The organism is Flavobacterium davisii (genome assembly GCF_019565505.1).
Taxonomy (GTDB): Bacteria; Bacteroidota; Bacteroidia; order Flavobacteriales; family Flavobacteriaceae; genus Flavobacterium; species Flavobacterium davisii.
In genome coordinates, this window is sequence record NZ_CP067378.1 from 2231690 (window position 1) to 2256132 (window position 24443).

Annotated in this window: 21 protein-coding genes and 2 pseudogenes; 16 read left to right on the top strand and 7 right to left on the bottom strand. The window is 33.5% G+C overall.

Annotated elements, in window-relative coordinates; translation table 11 throughout:
- Positions 1 to 8 precede the first annotated feature (8 nt).
- The 5 genes and pseudogenes from ilvN to JJC05_RS18340 all read right to left on the bottom strand — a co-directional run bounded on the left by ilvN (position 9) and on the right by JJC05_RS18340 (position 4968).
- The gene (gene ilvN, locus JJC05_RS10705) at positions 9 to 590 is read right to left on the bottom strand and encodes an acetolactate synthase small subunit (protein WP_235877361.1); all 582 of its coding nucleotides are present in this window, start codon (positions 588 to 590) and stop codon (positions 9 to 11) included.
- A gap of 10 nt (positions 591 to 600) precedes the next feature.
- A pseudogene (gene ilvB, locus JJC05_RS10710) lies at positions 601 to 2348 on the bottom strand (biosynthetic-type acetolactate synthase large subunit).
- A gap of 30 nt (positions 2349 to 2378) precedes the next feature.
- Positions 2379 to 4049 (bottom strand): annotated as a pseudogene (ilvD, locus tag JJC05_RS10715) (dihydroxy-acid dehydratase).
- Between the two features lie 6 nt (positions 4050 to 4055).
- Complete coding sequence (locus JJC05_RS18335; protein WP_309597479.1) at positions 4056 to 4496, bottom strand: aminotransferase class IV; 441 nt, start codon at positions 4494 to 4496, stop codon at positions 4056 to 4058.
- 184 nt (positions 4497 to 4680) lie between these two features.
- Entirely contained in the window at positions 4681 to 4968 is a 288-nt protein-coding gene (locus JJC05_RS18340; protein ID WP_309597314.1) for an aminotransferase class IV, read from the bottom strand.
- A gap of 1372 nt (positions 4969 to 6340) precedes the next feature.
- Between JJC05_RS18340 and JJC05_RS10725 the strand changes: the two genes are divergently transcribed.
- From JJC05_RS10725 to JJC05_RS10795, 16 genes are all read left to right on the top strand, one after another.
- Positions 6341 to 6793 (top strand): T9SS type A sorting domain-containing protein, encoded by a 453-nt coding sequence (locus tag JJC05_RS10725; RefSeq protein WP_127823872.1) that lies wholly within the window; start codon positions 6341 to 6343, stop codon positions 6791 to 6793.
- A 79-nt stretch (positions 6794 to 6872) separates the two neighbouring features.
- A complete protein-coding gene (locus JJC05_RS17330; RefSeq protein WP_258928643.1) occupies positions 6873 to 8150 on the top strand; it encodes a stathmin family protein in 1278 nt (425 codons plus the stop codon).
- Between the two features lie 154 nt (positions 8151 to 8304).
- Positions 8305 to 9720: a SpvB/TcaC N-terminal domain-containing protein gene (locus JJC05_RS10735; protein ID WP_258928645.1), complete on the top strand. Its 1416-nt coding sequence runs from the start codon at positions 8305 to 8307 to the stop codon at positions 9718 to 9720.
- A gap of 29 nt (positions 9721 to 9749) precedes the next feature.
- Positions 9750 to 10832 (top strand): FG-GAP repeat domain-containing protein, encoded by a 1083-nt coding sequence (locus tag JJC05_RS10740; protein ID WP_235877363.1) that lies wholly within the window; start codon positions 9750 to 9752, stop codon positions 10830 to 10832.
- A 70-nt stretch (positions 10833 to 10902) separates the two neighbouring features.
- Complete coding sequence (locus JJC05_RS10745; protein ID WP_235877364.1) at positions 10903 to 13602, top strand: RHS repeat domain-containing protein; 2700 nt, start codon at positions 10903 to 10905, stop codon at positions 13600 to 13602.
- Positions 13603 to 13619: 17 nt separating this feature from the next.
- Positions 13620 to 15158 carry an RHS repeat domain-containing protein gene (locus tag JJC05_RS10750; protein WP_258929701.1) on the top strand — a complete coding sequence of 513 codons (1539 nt, stop codon included), beginning with the start codon at positions 13620 to 13622 and terminating at the stop codon, positions 15156 to 15158.
- A gap of 79 nt (positions 15159 to 15237) precedes the next feature.
- Positions 15238 to 15726: a hypothetical protein gene (locus JJC05_RS10755; protein ID WP_235877366.1), complete on the top strand. Its 489-nt coding sequence runs from the start codon at positions 15238 to 15240 to the stop codon at positions 15724 to 15726.
- A 64-nt stretch (positions 15727 to 15790) separates the two neighbouring features.
- Positions 15791 to 15916 carry a hypothetical protein gene (locus JJC05_RS17335; RefSeq protein ID WP_258928649.1) on the top strand — a complete coding sequence of 42 codons (126 nt, stop codon included), beginning with the start codon at positions 15791 to 15793 and terminating at the stop codon, positions 15914 to 15916.
- 89 nt (positions 15917 to 16005) lie between these two features.
- Positions 16006 to 16272 carry a hypothetical protein gene (locus JJC05_RS10760; protein ID WP_235877367.1) on the top strand — a complete coding sequence of 89 codons (267 nt, stop codon included), beginning with the start codon at positions 16006 to 16008 and terminating at the stop codon, positions 16270 to 16272.
- An 11-nt stretch (positions 16273 to 16283) separates the two neighbouring features.
- On the top strand, positions 16284 to 16811 hold the full coding sequence (locus JJC05_RS10765) for a hypothetical protein (protein WP_235877368.1): 528 nt from the start codon (positions 16284 to 16286) through the stop codon (positions 16809 to 16811).
- Positions 16812 to 16971: 160 nt separating this feature from the next.
- Entirely contained in the window at positions 16972 to 18300 is a 1329-nt protein-coding gene (locus JJC05_RS10770; RefSeq protein WP_235877369.1) for an RHS repeat domain-containing protein, read from the top strand.
- Entirely contained in the window at positions 18300 to 18482 is a 183-nt protein-coding gene (locus JJC05_RS10775) for a hypothetical protein (RefSeq protein WP_235877370.1), read from the top strand. Before JJC05_RS10770 ends, JJC05_RS10775 begins: the two co-directional genes overlap by 1 nt.
- Before the next feature lie 535 nt (positions 18483 to 19017).
- Positions 19018 to 19362: a hypothetical protein gene (locus tag JJC05_RS10780; RefSeq protein ID WP_235877371.1), complete on the top strand. Its 345-nt coding sequence runs from the start codon at positions 19018 to 19020 to the stop codon at positions 19360 to 19362.
- A gap of 11 nt (positions 19363 to 19373) precedes the next feature.
- Complete coding sequence (locus tag JJC05_RS10785; protein WP_127823870.1) at positions 19374 to 19931, top strand: hypothetical protein; 558 nt, start codon at positions 19374 to 19376, stop codon at positions 19929 to 19931.
- Positions 19932 to 19945: 14 nt separating this feature from the next.
- The gene (locus JJC05_RS10790; protein WP_235877372.1) at positions 19946 to 21397 is read left to right on the top strand and encodes a T6SS effector amidase Tae4 family protein; all 1452 of its coding nucleotides are present in this window, start codon (positions 19946 to 19948) and stop codon (positions 21395 to 21397) included.
- Between the two features lie 7 nt (positions 21398 to 21404).
- Positions 21405 to 21677, top strand: coding sequence for a hypothetical protein (locus JJC05_RS10795; RefSeq protein ID WP_235877373.1), 273 nt, complete (start codon positions 21405 to 21407; stop codon positions 21675 to 21677).
- Between the two features lie 561 nt (positions 21678 to 22238).
- Here JJC05_RS10795 and pruA read toward each other — a convergent pair.
- On the bottom strand, positions 22239 to 23864 hold the full coding sequence (gene pruA, locus JJC05_RS10800; protein ID WP_105195452.1) for an L-glutamate gamma-semialdehyde dehydrogenase: 1626 nt from the start codon (positions 23862 to 23864) through the stop codon (positions 22239 to 22241).
- A 125-nt stretch (positions 23865 to 23989) separates the two neighbouring features.
- The gene (apaG, locus tag JJC05_RS10805; RefSeq protein WP_088393385.1) at positions 23990 to 24376 is read right to left on the bottom strand and encodes a Co2+/Mg2+ efflux facilitator ApaG/CorD; all 387 of its coding nucleotides are present in this window, start codon (positions 24374 to 24376) and stop codon (positions 23990 to 23992) included.
- Positions 24377 to 24443 lie beyond the last annotated feature (67 nt).

The window sequence follows — 24443 nt, forward strand, 5'->3', positions numbered from 1 at the left end:
TGTATGGTTTATAATTCAAAACAGGTTGTAAGTATTTCATTTGTTCTTTTTGAAATTGCAGTTGAATTATTTCTTTCCAATTTGTTTATTTTTTGATGTATTCCTTTATTGTCTTTGATAATGGCTATACGGGAACTTCTGACAAATTCGATAAGTTGATATTCTCCTAATTTTTTTAAAAGTTTTTCTATTTCTTCTTGTTGTCCAGTTGTTTCAAAAACAGTATAATCTTCTCTAATAACCACAGCTCTAGCTCCATATTCACGTAATAATCTTTCTACTTGTACTTCTTTCATGGCAACTGAGGTAGGAACCTTATATAAAGCCATTTGTTGCCAAATAATTTCATCATTTGTATTGTAAAAAACTTTTAATACATCTATTAATTTTTCTAATTGTCGTGCCAAATTTTTAATTTTTTCTTCTGTTTCATTGATGACTAATGTAAATCTATAGATATTTTCAATTTCACTAGGTGATGTATTGAGGCTTTCGATATTTATCTTTCTTCTTGAAAAAAGGATCGAAATTTTAGTTATTAATCCTATATGGTTTTCTGTGTAGATTGTTAATGTGTATTCATTTTTCATAATCTAAATTTTATATTTCTTCTTTAGATAAAACAATTTGCGCAACTCCTCTTCCTTGTGGCACCATAGGAAATACATTGTCTTCTTTAGCCACTTTTATTTCTAATAGATAGGCTTTTTTATATTCTAAAAATTCTTGTAAGGTTTGTTTTAAAAGGTTTCTTTCCGCTATTTGTGCGCCTTTTATACCATATCCTTTTGCTACTTGAACAAAATCAGGACTTTGAATATCTGTAAATGAGTATCTTTTTTCATGAAATAGTTCTTGCCATTGGCGAACCATTCCTAAAAAACTATTATTTAGAATTAGAATTTTTACATTGGGTTGAAATTGCATAATGGTTCCTAATTCTTGAATATTCATTTGCGCTCCACCATCTCCCATAATAGCAACAACTTGTCTTTCAGGGGCTCCAAATTTAGCTCCAATTGCGGCTGGTAAAGCAAACCCCATGGTTCCTAAACCACCACTGGTTATATTACTTCTTGTTTTGTTTTGTAAAGCATAACGACAAGCTATCATTTGATGTTGACCAACATCTGTTACAATAATTGCGTCTCCTTTAGTAAGTTCATTAAGGGTTTGAATTACTTCTCCCATTGTAAGTTCTCCTTCGGTTGGAAAGAGTTCTTTGTGAATTAAAAGAGAGTTTTCTTTTTCTTTTTTATTCTAAATTCTTTCATCCATTCAGGATGGCTGTTGGTTTTTAGTAACTGGGTTACTTTAGGTAAGGTTTCCTTACAATCTCCCCAAACAGGAACCCATGTTTTAACATTTTTATCCACCTCAGCAGGGTCTATATCAAAATGAATGACTTTTGCTTGTTTTGCATATAAATCGAGTCTTCCTGTTACTCTATCATCAAAACGCATTCCTATTGCTATTAGAACATCACATTCATTAGTTAGATAATTAGGTGCATAATTTCCGTGCATGCCTACCATTCCTACACCAAGTGGATGATGAGTGGGTATGGCACTCATTCCCATTATTGTCCAAGCGGTAGGGAGTCCCCTCTTTTTCAATAAATTTTTGAATTCTTTTTCCGCATTTCCTAAGATTACGCCTTGTCCAAAAACTACTAAGGGCTTTTTAGCATTATTAATTAATTGGGCTGCTTTTTCTATATATTCTTGTCTTATAATGGGTTTTTCTCGGTAGCTTCTTATATAATCACATGGTTTATATCCTTTATATTCAAATAGTTGAAGCTGTGCATTTTTTGCTATATCGATCAATACAGGTCCTGGTCTACCACTGCCAGCTAAATAAAAAGCTTTAGCTAATATGATAGGGATTTCATTGGCATCTGTAATTTGATAATTCCATTTAGTTACTGGTGCTGAAATATTAATGATATCTGTTTCTTGAAAAGCGTCTGTTCCTAATAAATGAGCAAATACTTGTCCTGTAATACATACTAGTGGTGTGGAGTCTATCATAGCATCGGCTAGTCCTGTTACTAAATTTGTGGCTCCTGGTCCACTAGTTGCTAAAACCACTCCTGTTTTGCCACTGGCTCTTGAAAATCCTTGTGCTGCATGAATAGCTCCTTGTTCGTGCCTAACTAAAATATGGTGTATTTGGTGACTATAATCAAATAAGGCATCGTATATAGGCATAATAGCACCTCCCGGATACCCAAAAATGGTTTTAATTCCTTCAGAAAGTAAGGCGTCTAATACGGCTATGCTTCCTGATATTTGTCTTGTTTTGTTTATAGCTTGTGTAACGGGTTCTTTTGTTTTTATTTCCATATTTTTTAAAATGTTATGGTTTATGTTTTTTCAATCTGTAACACAACCTTGAGAAGCATCGGTAACTAGTTTTGCATATTTGTATAAGACTCCTTGATTGACTTTTAAATCGGGTTGTTTCCATTCTAATTTCCGTTTATCAATTTCTTGTTTGGATATCGATAAATGGAGTCTGTTTTGTTGTGCATCAATTTCTATTAAATCTCCTTCTTGAACTAATGCTATTGTTCCTCCATCAAAAGCTTCTGGGGTTATATGCCCAACAACAAAGCCATGTGTTCCTCCACTAAATCGACCATCTGTAATAAGGGCAACACTTTTTCCTAATCCTGCTCCTATAATAGCAGATGTTGGCTTTAACATTTCAGGCATTCCAGGCCCTCCTTTAGGTCCTACATATCGAATAACAACGACATCTCCTGCTTGTATTTTTTTATTTTGGATTCCTTTCATTAATTCTTTTTCGCTATTAAATACTTTAGCTGGTCCTAAAAAGCGTTCACCTTCTTTTCCTGTTATTTTTGCTATGGCTCCTTTTTCAGCAAGGTTTCCATATAAAGTTTGTAGGTGCCCTGTTTTTTTTAAAGGTTTTTCAAGGGGTTTTATGATATTTTGATCTTGAAAATTAATGGATACGATGTTTTTTAAGTTTTCAGCTACTGTTTTGCCTGTTACTGTTATGCAATCTCCGTGTAATTTTCCTTTTTCTAAAAGATATTTTAGAACGCTGGGAATACCTCCTATTTCATGTAAATTTTGCATTAAATAATTCCCACTGGTTTAAAATCAGCAATCAATGGTGTAGTATTGCTGATTCTCTGGAAATCATTTTGTGTAATGCTAATACCTACACTTTTTGCCATAGCTATAATGTGTAAAACGGCATTGGTACTACCTCCTAAAGCTATTAATGTAGTGATGGCGTTTTCAAAAGCTTTAAAAGTCATGATGTCTTTAGGGCAAATATTTCTTTCTAATAATACTTTAATATAATCAGCTGCGCTTTCACACTCTTTTACTTTATTTGAACTAATAGCAGGATTTGAACTTGAATAAGGTAAACTCATTCCTAAGGCTTCTATTGCTATTGCCATAGTATTAGCGGTATACATACCGCCACAGGCACCTGCACTGGACAAGAATTTTTTATGATTCCTTTAAAGTCTTCTTCTGAAATTGTTCCTGCAATTTTTTCGCCAAGTGCTTCAAAAGCGGATACAATGTTTAAATCTTTTCCTTGGTATTTTCCGAGTGCTATGGTTCCTCCATAAATCATGATAGAAGGTCTATTTAGCCTACCCATTGCAATGATTGCCCGGGCATATTTTTATCACAACCGGGAACGGCTATTAGAGCATCATAATAATGTCCTGCTACCACACTTTCTATACTATCTGCTATAATTTCGCGGCTTACAAGTGAGTAACGCATACCATCTGTTCCATTGGTTATTCCATCACTAATTCCTATGGTGTTAAAGATTAATCCGACCATTTTTTGCTTATTAACAGAGGTTTTTACATAACTTGAGAGATGATTTAAGTGCATATTACAAGTATTGCCATCATAGCCCATTGAAGCTATACCTACAAAAGGTTGCTTTAGTTGTTCTTCTTTTAAACCAATTCCGTATAACATGGCTTGTGCTGCAGGTTGTGTAGGATCTTGAGTAATTATTTTACTATATTTATTTAATTCCATGGTTTTTTATTTTACTTCTAATGAATAGTTTTTTTCTGTAACTAGATCTTTATAGGCTTTTTGAATTTTTCTTCCTAACGTTTTTTCCCATTCAAGGGGAAAACGCTTATGATTTAAGGAATCAATTCCTATTATTTCGGCAGCGGTTCCGCATAAAAAGGCACTATCTGCTTTTTCTAATTCTTCTTGTAAATAAAGACCTTCTATGACCTCTATATCCAATTCTTTACACAACGCTATTACGGTAGCTCTTGTAATTCCTGGTAAAATGTTTCCTAATTGAGGGGTGTATAGTTTATTGTTTTTTTCAAAAAACAAATTAGCTCCTGGTCCTTCTGCTAAAAACCCATCGCTATCAAGTAATAAGGCTTCATCAAATCCTTTTGCTTTAGCCTCTGAGGAAGCTAATATTGAGTTTACATAATGTCCACAAACTTTTGCTTCTATTTGTGTTGATCGTGGATGTGGTCTACAAAATGAAGAAACTCCTAGATTTAATCTTTTTCACCTAAATAAGCGCCCCATTCCCAAGCACATATCATTAAGGATACATGATTAGGTGTACTTAATCCCATATTGGGACTACAAAAAACCAAAGGGCGTATGTAAGCATCTCTAAAATTATTTTGTTCTAATAATTCATAGGTTTTTGGGTTAATTCTGTAATATCAAATTCAAAAGGGATATTGATTAGTTCACATGATTTTTTAAGACGTTCGTAGTGCTCATTGGATTTAAAAATTTTTGTTCCATTGGTCGTATTATAGGCTCTAATTCCTTCAAAAACACCATATCCATAGTGTAAAGTTTGTCCATATAAATCGGAATATGTTTTTTCTGACTTTAAAAATTCACCATTTAAATATAAAGTATGGTTTTCGTTATAGTATAGATTATTTGTTGGTGTTATTTTTTTCATAATATCAAAATTTTTTTATTAAAATCATACTGCAATGTGATAATTGCAATAACAAAGTTATAATTGGGTGTTTTTTCAAATGATTCTAAAAATATTATTTTACAACGTTTTAAATAGAGATCATACAGTTTTATCTATTGTAAACAAAGGATTTTAGTCATTCGTTTTTATGATGTTAAACGCTTTAATTTTTATTTAAAAAAGTTGTTTTTATTATTTTTGGGCAAATAAATAGCTGTTCCAATAGAAAATTCTATTAGACATATAGATGTTTGATAAAAAAATGATTAACTGAAGATATTAGTTAATAATATAAATGTAGACTATTGAGAATAGAATAGAAGAAGGAATAGAGAAAAAATGGTTTGTTATAGGATTAAAAAATAAATCCTTTTTTCGCATCTTGTGCTTCGTAAAATTTGTTTTCATTTTTTTACTTTTAAAAATTTATAAACAAAAAAAGCCTCCTATAGAAGGAGGCTTTTTCTTAAAATTATTATTATTATATATACATAACACCCCCTGTCTCTATTATATAAATAATAGCGATAATAAAGACAGTAATAATGTTGTTAAAATTTTTCATTTTTTTCTTTGTAGATACAAATTTATAAAAAAATAAATACCACACAATTTTTTAATTGAAAATATGATTAAAAACTATTGATTTTTAATTTTTAACCCCGATTTCAAAAAAGTATTGTTCTTTGACAAATGAGAGCTGACTTGTACTTGCGGGCGAAGCTTATGTATAAAATGGTGAATTTATTCTCTCCCAAATTTTGGCTGAAATGTAAAAAGGCTTCCATTTGGAAGCCCTTTGAGACGATCAATGATCAAACACCATGTTATCTCATATAGAATTATGCAATTCCCCTTTCCGTCGGAATGAGAAACAGAACAGTGATTTATTTACTATAAAAATTATTCGTAATCTTGACACAAGGAGGGATCACATACAGTAAGTAACACAGCACTATCAAAAATGAAAGTAGATTATGCGACTCCTCCTTTCGTCGAAATGACAAATTACGACTGGATGATGGCTTTTGCTCCCTATCTACAAGAAATTTTTTTGTTCCTTTTTTGTCTTTTTCATCTCGCGCATGAAGTCTAATGCGGAATTTGGGTAAAAGTTTGAGAGTTTCTAAGTTAAAAGTTTCCTTTTTATGGTTAACCACTCTTGTTTTTTGTTTTAGTAGAAGTTGCTTTGTGAATGAAGGTGTTTTTTATCGATAAAATAGGTGTTTAATAGATTTATTTTTATTAAATGTTTGATTTGCAGTGTTTTTATTTTCTGGTAGGCGTAGTGTTGTTATTTGTTTGAATTATTCGTTGTACTTTTGCACTCGTTTTTAAAAAATATAGGTTTATGCGTGGTTTTTTTGGGATTATTTTATTGTTGTTTGTTGTTAATGGCTATGGGCAGCAAGTAACTAAATTACTATTTGAGTATGATGCAGCAGGGAATCAGATAAAGCGTTATATCTGTGTTAATTGTGTTACTTCGGCTAGAGAGGCGGTGAAGCCAGTTGAACAGGTTAAAGCTACTGATTTGCAGGAGGTGCCTGAAATTGAGCAGTTGACATATTATCCTAATCCTGTTCATGAGCAGTTGTATTTTAAATGGCAGAATGCTGGTGAAAGTGTTATAGTTTCGATGCGTGTGGTATCGATTTCTGGGCAGATTTTACGGGAATTTTGGAGTTTGAATCAAAAAAATGATTTGCTCATTGATTTTAGTACTATGCCTAGTGGGATGTATGTGATAATGGTAAGGTATAGTAATGGAAGTGAAAAGAGTGTGAAGGTAGTTAAGGAGTAGATTTTTGAAGTTTATGAGTTTATAAGGTTTTAAATTTCGAGATAAAGTTAGATTAGGAGTTAAATAGATAATAAAAAATATGAGAATAAGTATTAAGTTTTTAGAGAGTGTTTTGTTAGGTTTGATTGCTTCGGTTGGTTATGGACAACAAGTGATAGATAATGTAGGTATTGGTTTGAATGGACCTCATTATGGTGTTAGACAGAATATTAGCAGTTTAACGGGTTGGAATGGCGGATGGGCTAGAGGTTTTCAAATAGGTGAAAATTCGGATCCAAACAATCTTAATTTAATTATGTTTGGAGGTATGGGATCTACTTTCATAAATGGTGCTCCAACTTTAAAATATGGGTTTATTGGTAAAGATTGGGATAAAACTTATATGACTTTTTTGCCTAATGGGAATGTAGGAATAGGAACCATATTACCTATTACAAAACTAGATGTTCATGGGGATATATCTCTAAACTTTCAACATGGAGCTTCGCCTATTTTCAGAGCAGCTTTTGAGAGCCCAAATGCGGGATCTATTGATTTTGGAGATGGTACAGGATGGAAGTTTTATATTAGGAGAAGGAATGATAATATGAAATTGGTTACTTTCTTAGATAATGGAAATGTAGGTGTAGGTACAGATAATCCTGCTGAGAAAATGGAGATCAATGGCGGATATCTCAGAATTACAAACTCGGGACAAGAAGGGCCTGCCTTGTCTTTATATAATCCTGATAAAACGGAAGCAGGAGCAGTATGGAGAATATACAATATGACAGGCCCTTATGGAAATAGTTTACAGTTTTGGAATTATCCTAGTAATTTTTTACATGGATATCAACGTTTAATTTTACATGATAATGGCGATATGAATGTAAATGGGAATATTACGTTAAGCAAAGATTTATATGCAAGTGATATAGTATCAGGTGGTTCCAACTCTTGGATTTTTCATACGCCAGATGATGGAAGAAATACTTTGCATATTGCGCCAAGGGTTAATAACAATTGGGAATGGGGTAAAGCTTTAATAGTTAAAGCAGATGGGAATACTGCTGTTCAAGGAAAGTTAGAAGCTAAAGAAATCAAAGTTACAACTACCCCAACGGCTGATTTTGTATTTGCAGAAGATTATAAGTTACCTAAGTTATCGGAGGTTGAGAAACATCTAAAAGAAAAAAGACATTTACCCGAAATAGCATCAGCAAAAGTTATGGAACAAGAGGGCGTTAATGTAGGAGAATTTCAAATTAAGTTATTACAAAAAATTGAAGAATTAACGCTTTATGTGATTGAACAACAAAAACAATTGGAAATACAAAATAAGCGTATACAAGAATTAGAAAAGAAAAATAGGAAGTAATAAGTTTTTTAAAAAATCCTAAAGAAGAAACTTTATTTATTTAAGTTTTATCAATAAATTTTATATTATATATATGCCATATTATAGTTCCAATTTTTAAAAATGATAGCTCATTATATTTGAGCGGACAAATAAAATGATAATTTCAAAATAAATGAAAAAAATAACGATACTATTAGCTTTAATTTGGGGAATATTGAGCTATAGTCAAACAATATTAAACAAAACAGAGGGAAGTAAACGGACGGTCGAAGATCCAAACATAGTAATATTGGCTCCTGGTTTTTATGCAAATTCAAATGTAGTAGATCCTTTTGTGGCAAAAATTGGTACTGCAACAAGTGGAGGTGCTGTATATAGCGGTACGACGAGCTCTGAAGCAGGTGCAGGCAATCCGTCTGGGATGACTTTTGAGAGTACTAATTTTCATGATACAAAAGGAACTATAGATGTAGATGCTGGAGGACAGCTTACTTACACCTTGCCTATAGCACTACCTCCGGGGGTGAAGAGTGTAGCGCCACAGATGAATTTGGTTTATAATAGTGGTAGTGGAAACGGAATTGCAGGTTATGGTTGGAATTTGTCTGGATTGACAGGTATACGTCGTTGTAGTAATACAATTGAAAAAGATGGAGCTATAAAAGGGGTACAGTTAGACTATAGTGATTACTATAGCTTTAATGGGCAACGCTTATTGTTGAAATCGGGCACTTATGGTAAAGATGGAGCAGAATATATGACCGAGAAATACTCGAATATGAGGATTAAGTCTGTTGGTGACAGTGGTGGCATAGGACCTGAATATTGGGAGGTTACTTTTGAAGATGGTTCACAGGCATGGTATGGTAAAGGAGATGCGACTACACTAACCGAATATAATATCTCAAAATGGAAAGATGCAAAAGGAAATTATATCACTTATAGTTATACTAAAAAAACAAATGTTGCGAGTATTAGTGCCATCGAATGGGGAGGTAATGAAACTTTAGGTAAGACGCATTTTAATAAATTAACATTTACATATCAAACACGTTCAGGTTTAGAACAGGGTTATTTGAGTGGACAAGAGTTTATAAGACAAGATCTGTTAAAATGTGTTACTGTAGAAAGTAATGGTAGCTTGTTTAAAAAATATGTTTTAGAATATAAAAGTATAGCTTCTACATTATATGAGGTTGTAGCTAAGATTACTGAATTTAATTCAAAAAACGAAGCTGCGAACCCAGTTGAATTTAACTACGAAAAGACGAATCTTACCGTAGAAAGTACCGATTATCCATATAGTGGTGATGATAAAGTAGTAGGTGATTTTGATGGAGACGGGGTGTTAGATTACCTTAAGTATAGAGCGCCTTATACTGAGTGTATAAAATATGATTATGAAGAATATCCAATTACTGATCAAGATGGTAATGATGTAGGAATTGGACACCATCAGATATGTGTAAGTAGTTCTACTATACCTGCAACTTTGACCTGGTATAGTTCCTATCTTGGGAGCGGTGCTAAAAATATTCAAGTGAGTTATGGATTGCCTTTTACTTTGGAGGAGTTTAAAAAGGTATAGCCATTTCATTTGAAAAAAAAGACGGGATATTGAGCCAAAAGCAAGGCTTGCTTATTCGTAAAGAAATTCCAGTAAGTGGTTCTATACGTAAGGATTTAGTACTGGAAATTTATGCCATAGAGGAAGATAGATTAGTATTGCAATATTCTAAACAAGTGCCTTTATCTGCCTATTTACCTCAAGAAACTACAAAAATTTGCTATGATAAAAAAGGCGCAGAAGGTGCTAGATCCGTTTTATATAGTTCTAATATTACAAGTGTAAAGCAAGTAGATTTTGATAGCGATGGAAAGAATGAATACGCTTTTTTAATTGAAGAAAAAAATAAGATTAGTTATATTAATAGATGGGATTCAGGTGTATTAGGATGCCTTGAAGTACCAATTCCAAGAGGATATAATCCGAGCAACCCTACCCGTTTACCTTTCACTAATGAAACTTCAAAAAAATATGCTTTAATATTTGAGTTAAATAATAATACTTCTAAATCAGAAACATTATTTGAAATAAACGAAAGTGATGGAAGATTAGGAAGGGATTTATCTGATTACCCAGACCTTACACCAGAAATTGAAAAGTATAGAAATATAGAGTTAATCAATTTATTTAACAAAGAAAAAATTGGTGATTTTGATGGCGATGGGCGAATTGAAATTCTATTTACTATTTCAGGGAATACTTATATATCACAATTAAATAAAAATTTAGCTACCGGAAAATTCGAATTGAAGCGTAGGCCTTATTTTATTAAGTCTGAAAATATTTATGTTAATTTAGATCAAGATGACGTTAGTTTGGGGGATTTTAATGGTGATGGGAGGACAGATTTTATGGTTCCCTATGCGAAAATGAACTCAGATTGGTGGTTATATGTTGCAACGGACAGGGGGTTTAAGAAACATTTGATAGCTGGTTTATATTATTATAGACCTTTTGAAGAATGTCCTAGTAATGGTGGTTGTCGGGGGAAATATTTATCTAGACGTATTAGCTACCAAGTTACTGATATGGACAAAGATGGAAAGTCAGAATTTGTAGTGGTTAATAATTATGTAGAGTGGGTTTTAAAGCATCCGAGGGGACTATACGCATGTCCAAATATCCGTATTTAAGCCTAAATTTAACGGGACTACGTATGAGTTCTTTTTGCAAGATGATAGGTCATACCGATATGATGAACAGATGTATGATTTTTCTGTATTAACAGGAGATTTTGGTTTTAATAATACTATGAATAAATTGTTATTATTAGGTACCGAAAGAAATCATAAGGGGGATAAGGCTATAAGGATGTCTTATATTGATGTGAGTAAGGCTACCAAGATTAATCAGATTAATCAAAATGGCATAGTTACCGATGTGATTTATAAGGGTTTAGAAACATCACCTACAAATTCGTTTTATTCGAAAATGAAAGGGGAGGCTTATCCGTATGTGGAATTTGAAAACTTAAAAAATCAACTTGCTGTTAGTCAACTCAAACAAGCAGGAAGAACTCAGGATTTTGTTTACGCAGGTTTGGTAAGCCATCTGCAAGGTAGAGGGATATTAGGTTTTAAGAAAATTGCACGTTCTTCTTGGTATGCACAAGGTCTTGAAAATACTAAAATTTGGAGTGTTATCCAAACCGATCCTTTACGTAACGGTATTCCTATTATGGAATGGACTACGCGTGATGCTTCCTTATTTTATCAGAATGATATTAATGAAAACACTACGGGCTTATTATCGTTTAAAAATACGGAGTATACTTCTGCCAAATTAGTCTATGGGGTTGAAGCATTAGTACCGACAAAAATTCTTGAAAAAGATTTTATTAAAGCTACTACTGCGACTACAACTACCAAATACGATAGTTATTATTTACCTAAAGAGCACAACCAATCCATAACAGGACTGTCTTCCAAAAAGACAGAATTTGTTTATGAGCATAATGATACGGGATTAGGTAAAGATTATTATGTAGGCCGATTGCTGAGTAAGCAAGAAGAGGTAACGGCTTATGGCGATACAAAGAAAAGTAAAACCGAATTTGGGTATGCTAATAATTTGCTAACCACTCAAAAAACGTATAATCAGGATGAGAGTCAATATATACTAGATACATATACATACGATGGTTTTGGAAATGTAACCTCTAAAACTATTAGTAATAGTGCTGATTCGCAAACGCGTACGGAAAGTGCTACTTATGACGATAAGGGGCGTTTTGTATTAAAGAAAAAGGATGCTTTAGGGTTAGAATCGGAATTTACCTATAATGATTGGGGACAAGTACTGTCCCAGAAAAATCCGTTAGGGATTACTGAATCTTTTGTATATGATACTTGGGGGAAAATTTTAAAATCGTATCATCCTTTACAGGGGTATACAAATTATACCTATAAGCGTCAAGATGGAGATGCTGTGGTGGCAAAATATTTGCCCGATGGTCAACAACAGTTTAGTTTTATGAATGCTAAAGGAGAAGTCTTTGAAGAGCGTTCTAAAGGCCTAAAAATAGCATCGTTTATCGTTAAGAAAACAGAATATGATGTATTAGGACGAAAAGTGGCTGAAACGAATCCTTTTGTGTTAGATGAAGATACGCCTAAATGGAATCGGATTAGTTATGACGATAGCGTATTCCCCGCTAAAGTTACGGTTAGTAGCGCGAATGGTAAGGTTGTGACTACCAAAGTTGAAGGAATGACCACCGAAGTTACCGAGGTAAATGGGTATCAGCGTGTGACTCAGAAAGTGCAAGATGCTTTAGGTAATCTGGTAAGTAGTACCGATAAAGGAGGTACTATTACTTATAATTACAATGCTGTAGGACAGGTTGTTAGTGCTAATTATGGTAAAAACGCGGTAAGAACCACCTACGATAATTGGGGGCGTAAAGCAAGTTTTCATGATCCTGCCAATGGTGAATATACTTATGAGTACAATGGGTTAGGGCAAATGACCAAAGAGATTAGCCCGAAAGGAAATAAAACCTATGAATATAATACTGTAGGGCAATTGATCCGTCAGAAAGAAAATTCAAAAGATGGTGTAAGTACCAAAAAGGACATACAGTTTAGTTATGATACTTATGGTAGGCTGACTCAGGTAAATGGGGTGTGTAATGGTATGCCGTATGGCAAACGTTTTGTTTTTGATGCACAAGGACGATTGATAGAATCGGGTGAAAGCGCGAACGATCGTTATTTTATGCAAAAAAATATTAAGTATGACGATGCAGGACGTATACTAAGTTATGAAAAAGGGCTGTATTCTGGAGGTACCTATACTAAAGCGGTTTTAGAACATGAGTACGGCTGGAACGGTGCTTTAGTAGCTATAAAAGATAAGGCAACTCAAAAAACTTTATGGCGACTTGGCGATGTGAATGCTAAAGGACAGGTACTGGGTGCTACTTTAGGAGCTATAGCTATAAGTAACACTTATGATAGTAACGACTTTTTGAGTTCAGCAAAACACAATCTTTATGTACAAGGTCAATCTCCAGTTTCAGTATTGGAGTTGGGTTATAGTTTTGATGCGATTAAAAATGAGTTGAAAAACCGTAGCCGTAATGGAAGTTTTGGTACACTTAAAGAGAATTTTGTTTATGACGATAACAACCGTTTGATCAACTGGACGAATTTGAAAACAGGTAGTATGTCCTATAATACCTATGATGAAAAAGGGCGTATTACAGAAAATGATCAATTGGGTAAGGTTAATTTCAAGAATCCCGATCAAGTATATCAAAATACATCGATAGATTTGAATGCTACAGGCTTAGAAATCTATCCTGATGCGGATACGGCCTTGCAGCTTATAAGCTATAATGAAAATAATGACCCTCTCTATATAGATGGTAAAAAGGGGATTATGCATTTGGTTACGGTTTGACCGAGTCTAGACAAGTGATGCATTATGGTGGAAATTTTAGTTTAGATCAGGCGGCTACTACCGCTAAGTTTACGAAATACTATTCGGAAGATGGTAGTTTTGAAGTGGTACGAGATAATACCACAGGACAAGAAAAACATTTGTTGTATATAGGAGGTACGCCTTACGAATCGAACATAGTATATGTAAAAAATTATGCAGAAATCGATGCAAAACCTTTATTTTTGCATAAGGATTACCTAGGGACTATACTAGCGATAACGGATGAAAAAGGGAAACTAGTAGAAGAACGCCATTTTGATGCTTGGGGGAATTTGACGCATGGCAGTATGCAGGTATTGGATAGAGGGTATACTAGCCATGAACATTTACAAGATGTAGGGCTGATACACATGAACGGAAGGTTGTATGACCCGATGTTGCGTCGTTTTTTGAATGCCGACGAGAACATACAAGATCCTACCAACACCCAATGTTATAATAAGTATGGGTATGTAATGAACAACCCGCTTATGTTTAATGATCCTAGTGGAGAATATGGAATTGGAATTGGAATTGCTATTACTATAGGTGTTATAGTAGCAGCATTAACTTATACTGCAAATGTTTACTTTAAGTATGGAAATCTTAAATATTGGAACATTTATGAAGCACATGAAGCAATGTTTTGGGGTGCAGTTAGTGCAGCAGCTACTTATGGTGTTGGTACATTATTTAGTGCAGGAGGTACAATAGTAAATACAATTGGTGAAGTTTGGTCAGTTGCTGCGCAAGCAGCTGCACATGGAATTGTTCAAGGTGTTTTATCAAGTGTTCAAGGTGGTAATTTTTGGAGTGCAGCCTTGAGTGGTACTTTTGGAAGTTTAGGCGCTAGTGCTTTTGGAGCTATTGGAGGTGATTTTGCTAAAAGTACCGTAGGAACTATTACCTTTGGAGCGATTAGCGGTGGTGTAGGCGCCGAACTTAGTGGAGGTAATTTCTGGCAAGGGGTTGTCATTGGAGGGATAGTTGCTGGGTTGAATCATACGCTTCATAAAGGATTAGACCCAAAACCTAAAACTAAATATAAATATTTTTTTAAAGAGCTCAGGAATAAATATAATTTTGCAAAGACAATTAATGGAGATTTAGATTCAGTAAATCAGTATTACTATGGAGATTCTAAGGCAGTTAATTTAGGGGTTGATGTAAAAAATGCTTTGTTGAAAAGTGGTGATTATACACGAATTGTTAATCGATTAGTTACTGGAGTGGCGAATAAGTTGACATTTAAAGCTAGTGTTGATTTGACATTTGATGGTGCTTTTTTCGTGGGACGTACTACTTTATTTTATGACACAAAATGTAATTCTGCTCAATGTACTACATATTTTAAAGCCTTTGAAGGTGATGGTTTTTGGGATCCTCTAGATATCGGATTAGAAATCCCATTGACTTTGCCGAGTCCACCTTCTATTCCGGTAGAGGGTTTAATACTCCTGTTTTTATATCTCCAAAACCATATAATTTTTTACCTTATGAATTTTCGATTACTTATAAAAATCCGAGGATATTAAACTAGCTTGTTTTTTATCATTGAAAGAGATTATCATTTTCTTATTTTTTTCAGTTTTTTTTCTTTACGTTGATACTAATATGTATTATAATGGTTTAGGAATAGGATTTGTAGCTAGAAGTTTGCCAAAAAGATTTTCAATTTCTTTAAATCCAGCGATGAATGGAGGGTTTGAATTATTAGATAATACTTGTCAAGGTCAATTATTAGCTGATAATTCAAAAAATGAAATAGGTTATAAAAATATATTAGTTGAAAAATTTGTTTCATATTGGTATAATGATGAATTTGTTTTATGTCAAATCATTGACAACAATAAAGTCACTAGATTCATACTTTTTAGAGAATTAATTAATGATAAATTAGAGCCATCTATTTCGATTAAAGAATTATCAGGTCTTTCAGAGGAAATAATTAATTTGAATTACGGTGATCAAACTTACATGAATTTAAAATATGTTAAGTTTGAGAATTATAATTTGATTATTTTAAAAGTTATTTATTTGTTGTTAATTGTTTTATTTGCGTTTTTTATTGTATACAAAATTATCCAGATGTATAGGGATTGAACTTAGTGGCGGTAATTTCTGGCAAGGGGTTGTCATCGGAGGTATGGTTAGTGGGTTGAATCACATGATGCATAAAATCGACCCGCCGGGAGGAAAAAAGCCTAAAGTATTAAAAAATACTAAACAAGCTACAGACCATTATTTAAATGGAGATGGAAGTCCGGGGCACTTGACAAGGGGACTCAATTAGAACTACGTAATTCAAAAGAATATTTAAGAGTCGTAAGACGTTTAGTAGGCGGAGATGCTAATAACTTAAATGGAAGTTTTGATGTTGATATGACATCAAAAGTTTTTCACGTTGGTCGTACAAATGTAGATTATTCAACAACTTATGCAGGAGGAAATTGCACAACAACTTTTACAGAATTCGTAAATGATGGTTTTTATGATGTAGATTTTATAGACGAGAATTTTTTAGGAAGAATGGGAATTCCTTCTTTTAAAGCAGATGGATTAGGTCCGAATCTTGAACGATTTGGCTGTACGCCTTATATGTATGTTCCATCAACGTTTAAAATAACTTATCCAAATCCGGGGTATTAATACAATCTCATATGAAATCAATAAAATTTACCATTTCTATAATAATACTGATTATTTTATTTTTAACCATAGATAATGCTTTAAGCTTTTATGGCAAGGGGTTTAATTTTTTTAATAACAAAATAACCTACAGCTATAATACTGACTTCGATTCTTTAGAAGGGTTTAAAATTGAAGAAGAAGGATTTATTCAAATTATTGGTAGTGGTACAAGAATAAACAACAGTGTTGAGGTTTCTAAAATTTTAGAATACACTTATAATTCTGCTGGTATTTTTTGTGAAATTTTAGATAACCGAAATAAAGTTATTTTTGTAAAAGTTCAGTATGACAATAAAAGAAAACCCGGTACTAGAATTTATTATACTTTTGTTCAAAAATCTGAAATAAATAAAGGATTGAAATGGTATAAAGTTGATAATTCATCTTTTGTGCAGTTACTTGAAATTTTAAAATTAGTTATTATGTTTACAATTGCTATAACTATAGTTTTACTAATCATTCATTTACTTAATAAAAAACAGGTTGTTAAAAAGTAAAATCAACTACAAACCCAGCCGTGTGGCTGGGTTTTGTTTTATAAAATACTTTGAATTTTTCTTTTAGCGATAAAAGCATCGATAACGGAGAAAATATGATTGCGGTCTTGTTCTTCAAATTTAGAAAAATTATACCGAAACCGATGTAAAACCTTTATTTTTGCATAAGGATTACCTAGGAACTATATTAGCGATAACGGATGATAAAGGGAAGCTAGTAGAAGAACGCCATTTTGATGCTTGGGGGAATTTGACTCACGGCAGTATGCAGATACTGGATAGAGGGTATACTAGCCATGAACACTTGCAAGATGTGGGACTGATACACATGAACGGAAGGTTGTATGACCCGATGTTGCGTCGTTTTTTAAATGCCGACGAGCATATACAAGATCCTACCAATACCCAATGTTATAATAAGTATGGGTATGTAATGAACAACCCGCTTATGTTTAACGATCCTGATGGGGAAATTGCTATTGCTATTGTAGTGGTTGGGGCTGTTGTTGGAGCTTATTTTGCCGCTGCACAGGCAAATGGAACTTATAATCCATTTAAATGGAATTGGAGTAGTAGTGCCACTTGGGAATCGATGGTTTTTGGTGGGGCTATTGGAGCTATTAGCAGTGTTGTTGGTGGATGGGCTGGTCCCTATCTATCAGGGGTAATAGCACCAAGTGCAGGAGGTTTTTTTGGAGGAGCTTTAAGTGCTGGTTTAGGAGGTTTGGCAGGTGGTTTTGTGTCAGGAAGTTTGGGGTCGTTAGTATTTGGGGGAGGTAATCCAATAGTAGATGGATTACGTTCTGCAGCATTTGGTTTTGTGGCTGGAGGTCTTATTGGTGGTGTTTCTCAAGGAATTAGTAGTTCTTTAAAAGGAGGTAATTTTTGGACAGGAAAAATGCCTCCTGTAGAAGTGTTAAGTAGTAGTTTACAACCTCAAGGCTTACAACCGTTACAAGGTGCTACGTTAGAGGCAACCGATATAGAAATACCTAAGCCTGCAGCAGTTTCAAATGGTCAGGGTTCTAATTCGTTGGCTAAACATACTTATAACTCTGCTCCTCGAGTTCTCACTCAAAAATCAACGATAAATCCGTTTGACGAGGGTAAAGGTCTTCGTTCTATGAGGATTCCAAGGGTGGAAGTGCCAAAGGCTCCTGTTCATAAAGTTGTAGAACAAACGAGTGAAGTTTTAGAAAGAGTGGATAATGTTTCGTCCACTTCAATTCGTGAATTTTCAGGTGCTGTAAAGGTAACTGGAGGCGAAGGTATGCCTAATTCAGCATATGAATATTTAAGTCCAAATGGTAAACCCATTTCTAAATATTTTTATAATGATAGTGGTAAAATGCAGTTTGAAATAAATTATAAACCTCATAATATGGGAGGAGTTCATGGGCATTATTTGAGTGTCCCGGGTTCGATAAGTTCAGGTCATTTGCCAGAAAATCATATTCCATTTATTTTAATACCTAAAAAATATTTTTAATGATTTCAGAATTTATAAAACTATATGGCCAATTATCAGACTCTTGGGTTAATGAGGTGACTTTTATTAAATCTATAGAAGATAACAAAGAATTTAATACAATTAAATTAAAAATTAATTGTTGTAATCTTAATGAAGATTTTAGATATGAAACATTATTTTTGTTTTTGCAGATATTATAAGTGTCTCTTTTGATATTGATGAAAGTTTTGGTAATTTTTCACCAAGTGATGTTTTCATAAATATTGTGGATAATGAGATATTATTTGATTTTGATCCAATAGATAATTTTGATTATATTGAAGAGAATTTAAATTCAAAATTTAAGATAAAATTTAAATCTTTTAAATTTACTAATGTTTCAAGTTTACGGAAATTTTAGCAAGATTATCATCGAAATTAATAGTTTTTAAATATGCTAATTATGTTGGTTTAGGTGTTCGAGATGACAGTAATAAGAAAATGATGATTACATATGCTAGAAGAATTCTGTCTCAAACAAAAATCATAGAGGAGTTGAAGTCTAAATGATTTCATGGAATGTATTTGATAAATTTGTTAGAGTATTGGGTTGGTTTATCATAGAGAAAAGTTTTAATTATATGTGATATCCGTGTTTTGTTTTTCTTTGCTCCTTGAGTTATAACTCAAAAATCAACGATAAATCCGTTTGACGAGGGTAAAGGTCTTCGTTCTATGAGGATTCCAAGGGTGGAAATGTCAGAGACTCCTGTTAATGATTTTGTAAGGGTACGTCATCATACTTCTTCTATGGGACTTAAAGGGATAAAAAATAGCGGTTTTATTAATGCATCTAGAACTATGCCTTATGGAGTAGATGTTGAATTCGCTCCATTTTTAAAGCCAACCAATGTTAATTTAGGACAAGCAGGTAGAGGCTCTTTTATTGAGTTTTCTATCTCACGAAGTCAAATGATAACTCCTCCTCCAGTTTATATGGGTGGAGTTGGAAATGCAGGGCGGATAGTGACTGAAGGGACACCTTTAAATATTCAAAATGCCAATCCAAGTTTTGTTCGTTGGAATTGGTGGCCATTTTAAAACTTAAACTTATGCAAAAAATCGATATAAATTATAAATTCTTAGTTTTTTTATACGCCTATTTGCGTCAAATTGATCTATCACTTGATAGAAGTCGATGGGACTCATGGAGTAATTTAAAGGAATATTATAAAACACAAATAAATATTTCAGAGGTTGTAGACCAACTTCTAAAAATTTCAAAATTAAAACTAGATATACCTACGATCTCCTTTTTTGTTGAAGAGCCTTCGTTATTGAAAAGGGTGAAAGATTTTTTTCTAAGCTTAATTATAAAGAAACATTATATATCCGATGTGGAGGTTTTATATTGCTGTCAGTTGCTCAATAAATTTAAAGATTTGCTAAATAATAACTTTTCCAGTTACCCTTTAGAAGCTGAGAAGTTAAGGGTTGATATCTCAAAGTTTAATTCGTATGTATTAGCACCTAAAATGGCCAAAGTAGATTTGGATAATACGATGAGGGTTGAGCATTTTATGCAAAATGAAAATCTTGCAGTGATTAAGATCTATGTTTTTGCAATGGATGCACTGTCACAGCCCCTAGGTAGTCCAAGCATTAGATAATCTTGGGCTAGTGCGTGCTTCAAGCTCCTACCCACAAAATTGAACAACTAAACATAAAAGCTACAACCCGTAAAGTTGTAGCTTTTGGTTTTAAGCCGTACGAATCGAACATAGTATATGTAAAAAATTATGCAGAAATCGATGCAAAACCTTTATTTTTGCATAAGGATTACCTAGGTACTATACTAGCGATAACGGATGAAAAAGGGAAATTAGTAGAAGAACGCTATTTTGATGCTTGGGGGAATTTGACGCATGGCAGTATGCAGGTATTGGATAGAGGGTATACTAGCCATGAACATTTGCAAGATGTAGGGCTGATACACATGAACGGGAGGTTGTATGACCCGATGTTGCGCCGTTTTTTAAATGCCGACGAGAACATACAAGATCCTACCAATACCCAATGTTATAATAAGTATGGTTATGTAATGAATAACCCGCTTATGTTTAATGATCCTAGTGGAGAATATGGAATTGCTATTACTATTACTATAGGTGTTATAGTAGCAGCATTAACTTATACTGCAAATGTTTACTTTAAGTATGGAAATCTTAAATATTGGAACATTTATGAAGCACATGAAGCAATGTTTTGGGGTGCAGTTAGTGCAGCAGCTACTTATGGTGTTGGTACATTATTTAGTGCAGGAGGTACAATAGTAAATACAATTGGTGAAGTTTGGTCAGTTGCTGCGCAAGCAGCTGCACATGGAATTGTTCAAGGTGTTTTATCAAGTGTTCAAGGTGGTAATTTTTGGAGTGCAGCCTTGAGTGGTGCTTTTGGAAGTTTAGGCGCTAGTGCTTTTGGAGCTATTGGAGGTGATTTTGCTAAAAGCACCGTAGGAACTATTACCTTTGGAGCGATTAGCGGTGGTGTAGGCGCCGAACTTAGTGGAGGTAATTTCTGGCAAGGGGTTGTCATTGGAGGTATGGTTGCTGGACTCAATCACGCTGCTCACGCAATGATAAAACCCAAAACAACTTTAACAGAAGCAGATATTAAAAAAATATATGACGCTTACCCATCGGGTGACACATCTGATCCTAATTTTGTCCATAGAGATGATGTTTACAAAAATATTGGAGGAGATATTTATAACGATTACCTACTTCATGGTTATGATAGTAATGGCAATCCAAATCCAGCTTATGCAAACACCTGCGCTTTAAGATTAAGTACCGCTTTAAATAAGTCAGGTTATACTATTCCTAAAACTAACGGTACTTTTAGTGGAGCTAATAAATTGAATTATTTTTATAAGGTTGATAAAATTCAAGTATATCTTTCAAAAATATATAATTTCTCACAAGCAAGTTTGGGAATGCAAATTCAAAATTCAATAATTATACAGAAGAATTGTGGTTGGAGTGATGCTACAGGACACGTAGATGTTCTATACGGTGGTAGAGCAGGATCTCATTTTTATCAAGAATGCACAACTACATTTTACTCATCAAAATAAATTAGATATGAAGGCTATACATATAATTCTAGTAATTTGTTTGACAAAATGTTCATCTCAAACAAAAAATAACAAATTAGAAAATGAACTTCTTAAAGTTAAAAACCAAGCGTTTTGTGATTGTTATTACGAAGCAACAAAAAATGAATCTATTAAATATAAAGATGGTTCTAGTTATGTTCAAATAATAAACTTAAAAGAAGAGTATATTTTTGGAAATGAAAATTATAGAAAAATGATAAGCGATTGGCTTAAAAAGATTATAAATCATATGATTTAAATAATAATTTGTATATGATGAAATGTTTGGATTTTTATAATAGTAAAGAATTAGAGAAGTTTATTGATTCTATAAGAAAAAATGAATACAGACAGTAGATAAATTAAAGAGGCTGTCCAAAAGTAAGGACAACCTCTTTCTTACTTTACATCTTGCAGTAAACCCGAAAGGGTGTCTTTGTGTTTTTTCTTAGTAGCGAAAGCATCAAGTATATTAAACAAGGTTTGTTTTTCTTCCTCTGATACCATTTTAGTTTTGAAATTACCTAAACCAAAACTCACTACAAAATACACAAATCAAAAGAGATTATACGAGATTATTACAGTAAATTGGAACCTTAAATGGTGTTAATAGCTTTTTTGATTATTAAATCGTTTTAAATCAATTTGTTCTTATATTTGAAAAAGGCTCAGATTATAAAATCCAAGCCTTAACTTTTTAACTTACTCACCTTGTGAGATAGTCTCTAGTTTTAATGATCTGATTTGTTCTAGTACTGAAGTACTAAACTAATCATTGAGTTGCTGCTACTTTTCGGATAGCTGTTTCTTTTATATTGAATTATCCTAAGAACGGATATCTATAATCTACTGGTGTTACAAAGGTTTCCTTGATAGTTCTAGGAGAAACCCAACGTAATAAGTTTTGAGCAGAACCTGCTTTATCATTGGTTCCAGAAGCTCTAGCTCCTCCAAATGGCTGCATTCCTACTACTGCACCTGTTGGTTTATCATTAATATAAAAGTTACCAGCACAGTTTTGTAATGCTATGGTAGCTTCTTCAATAGCATAACGACAACCGCTAAATACCGCTCCTGTTAGGGCATATTCGGAAGTGCCATCTATTAATTGTAACGTTTCAGCCCAAGTAGAGTCTTCGTATACATAAATAGTTAATACTGGTCCGAATAATTCGGTTTCCATAGTGGCATATTTAGGATTTGTTGTTAGAATGACTGTTGGTTCTACAAAGTATCCTTTTGATTTGTCATATCCCCCGCCAAAAATAATTTCAGCATCAGCATCAGCTTTAGCTTGATCAATATATTGAGCTAATTTATCAAATGATCCTTCGTGGATAACAGCTGTTACAAAGTTGGAGAAATCTTCTGGCGAACCTTGTTTAAAAGTAGCTAATTCTTTTCCCATTTCTTCTTTAATAGCAGGCCATAATGAAGAAGGAAAATAGGCTCTTGATGCTGCTGAACATTTTTGTCCTTGGAATTCAAATGCACCACGAATTGTATTGGCTACTACTTGTTTTACATTGGCTGAAGGATGCGCTAGGACAAAATCTTTACCGCCTGTTTCTCCTACAATTCTTGGATACGTTTTGTAGGAGTGAATATTTTCTCCAATTTTTTTCCATAATTCTTTGAAGATAAAAGTAGAACCTGTGTAATGAATACCAGCAAAATGAGGAGAAGCTAATATTGTATCAGTTACCATTACAGGGTCACCAAAAATTACATTGATAACACCATCTGGGACTCCAGCTTCTTTAAATACATCAATGATTACTTTTGCAGAAAATACTTGGCTATCTGATGGTTTCCAAACAACAACGTTCCCCATTAGAGCGGCACTTGCAGGTAAATTAGCTGCAATGGCTGTAAAATTAAAAGGAGTAACAGCATATACAAATCCTTCTAATGGGCGGTATTCTACTCGGTTCCATACAGATGAATCAGAAGCAGGTTGGTCTTTATAAATCTGTGTCATAAACTCTACGTTATAACGTAAAAAGTCTATTAATTCACAAGCGGCATCTATTTCAGCTTGATGAATTGTTTTTGATTGCGCAATCATAGTGGCTGCATTAATTTTTGCACGGTAAGGACCTGCAATTAATTCAGCTGCTTTTAAAAAGATCGCTGCTCTTTGTTCCCATGCCATATTAGCCCATTTTGTACGGCTTTCTAAAGCATTGTCAATAGCTTTTTGTACGTGCTCTTTTGTTGCTAAATGATAGGTTCCTACTACATGTTGATGATCATGTGGTGGGGTCATATTACGTGTATTACCTGTACGAATTTCTTCACTACCGATATATAGAGGAACCTCTACTTTTGAATTCCACATTTCTTGATAAGCAGCTAATACAGCCGCTTTTTCTGGAGAATTTGGAGCGTACGATTTTACGGGCTCATTAACCGCTTTTGGTACGTTAAAAAATCCTTTAAGCATTGTATTTTTATTTAAATTATACGTTCATTTTTTTATTAACTTTAACAAAAGTACAAAATGCCTTTTAAAAAAGGCATCCTCTAACATCTTTTTTAGATTTTGTGAAATTAATAATGGCTACCCGGTTAACTTAATGCAAAAGGGGCATTTAAATAAAAAATAGGGATGGCAACGTTAAATTTTTTTGTAGTAGCAAAGTTAATCATTGTAAAATATCCTGTCATACTACCATGTGGCGAAGAAAGTAAACAACCAGAATTATACCGATACTTTTCTCCGGACTTTAAGATTGGTTTTTCTCCTACGACTCCTTCTCCTTCTACTGTTTCTTGATCATTAAGAGCATCATATATATCCCAATGACGTGACAAAAGCTGTACCTGATCTTTACTGTGATTTTCAATGGTAATATGATATGAAAATGCAAAATGTACCGATTGATTCTTGAAGTAGGTTCCCTCAAAAACTGTTTCTACCGAAATTTTGATTCCTTTTGTAACTTGCGTAACCATTTTACCTTTTATTGAAAGTACAAATTTAGCGAAAAATAAAACTATTTTTGTTTTTAATATTTATTAA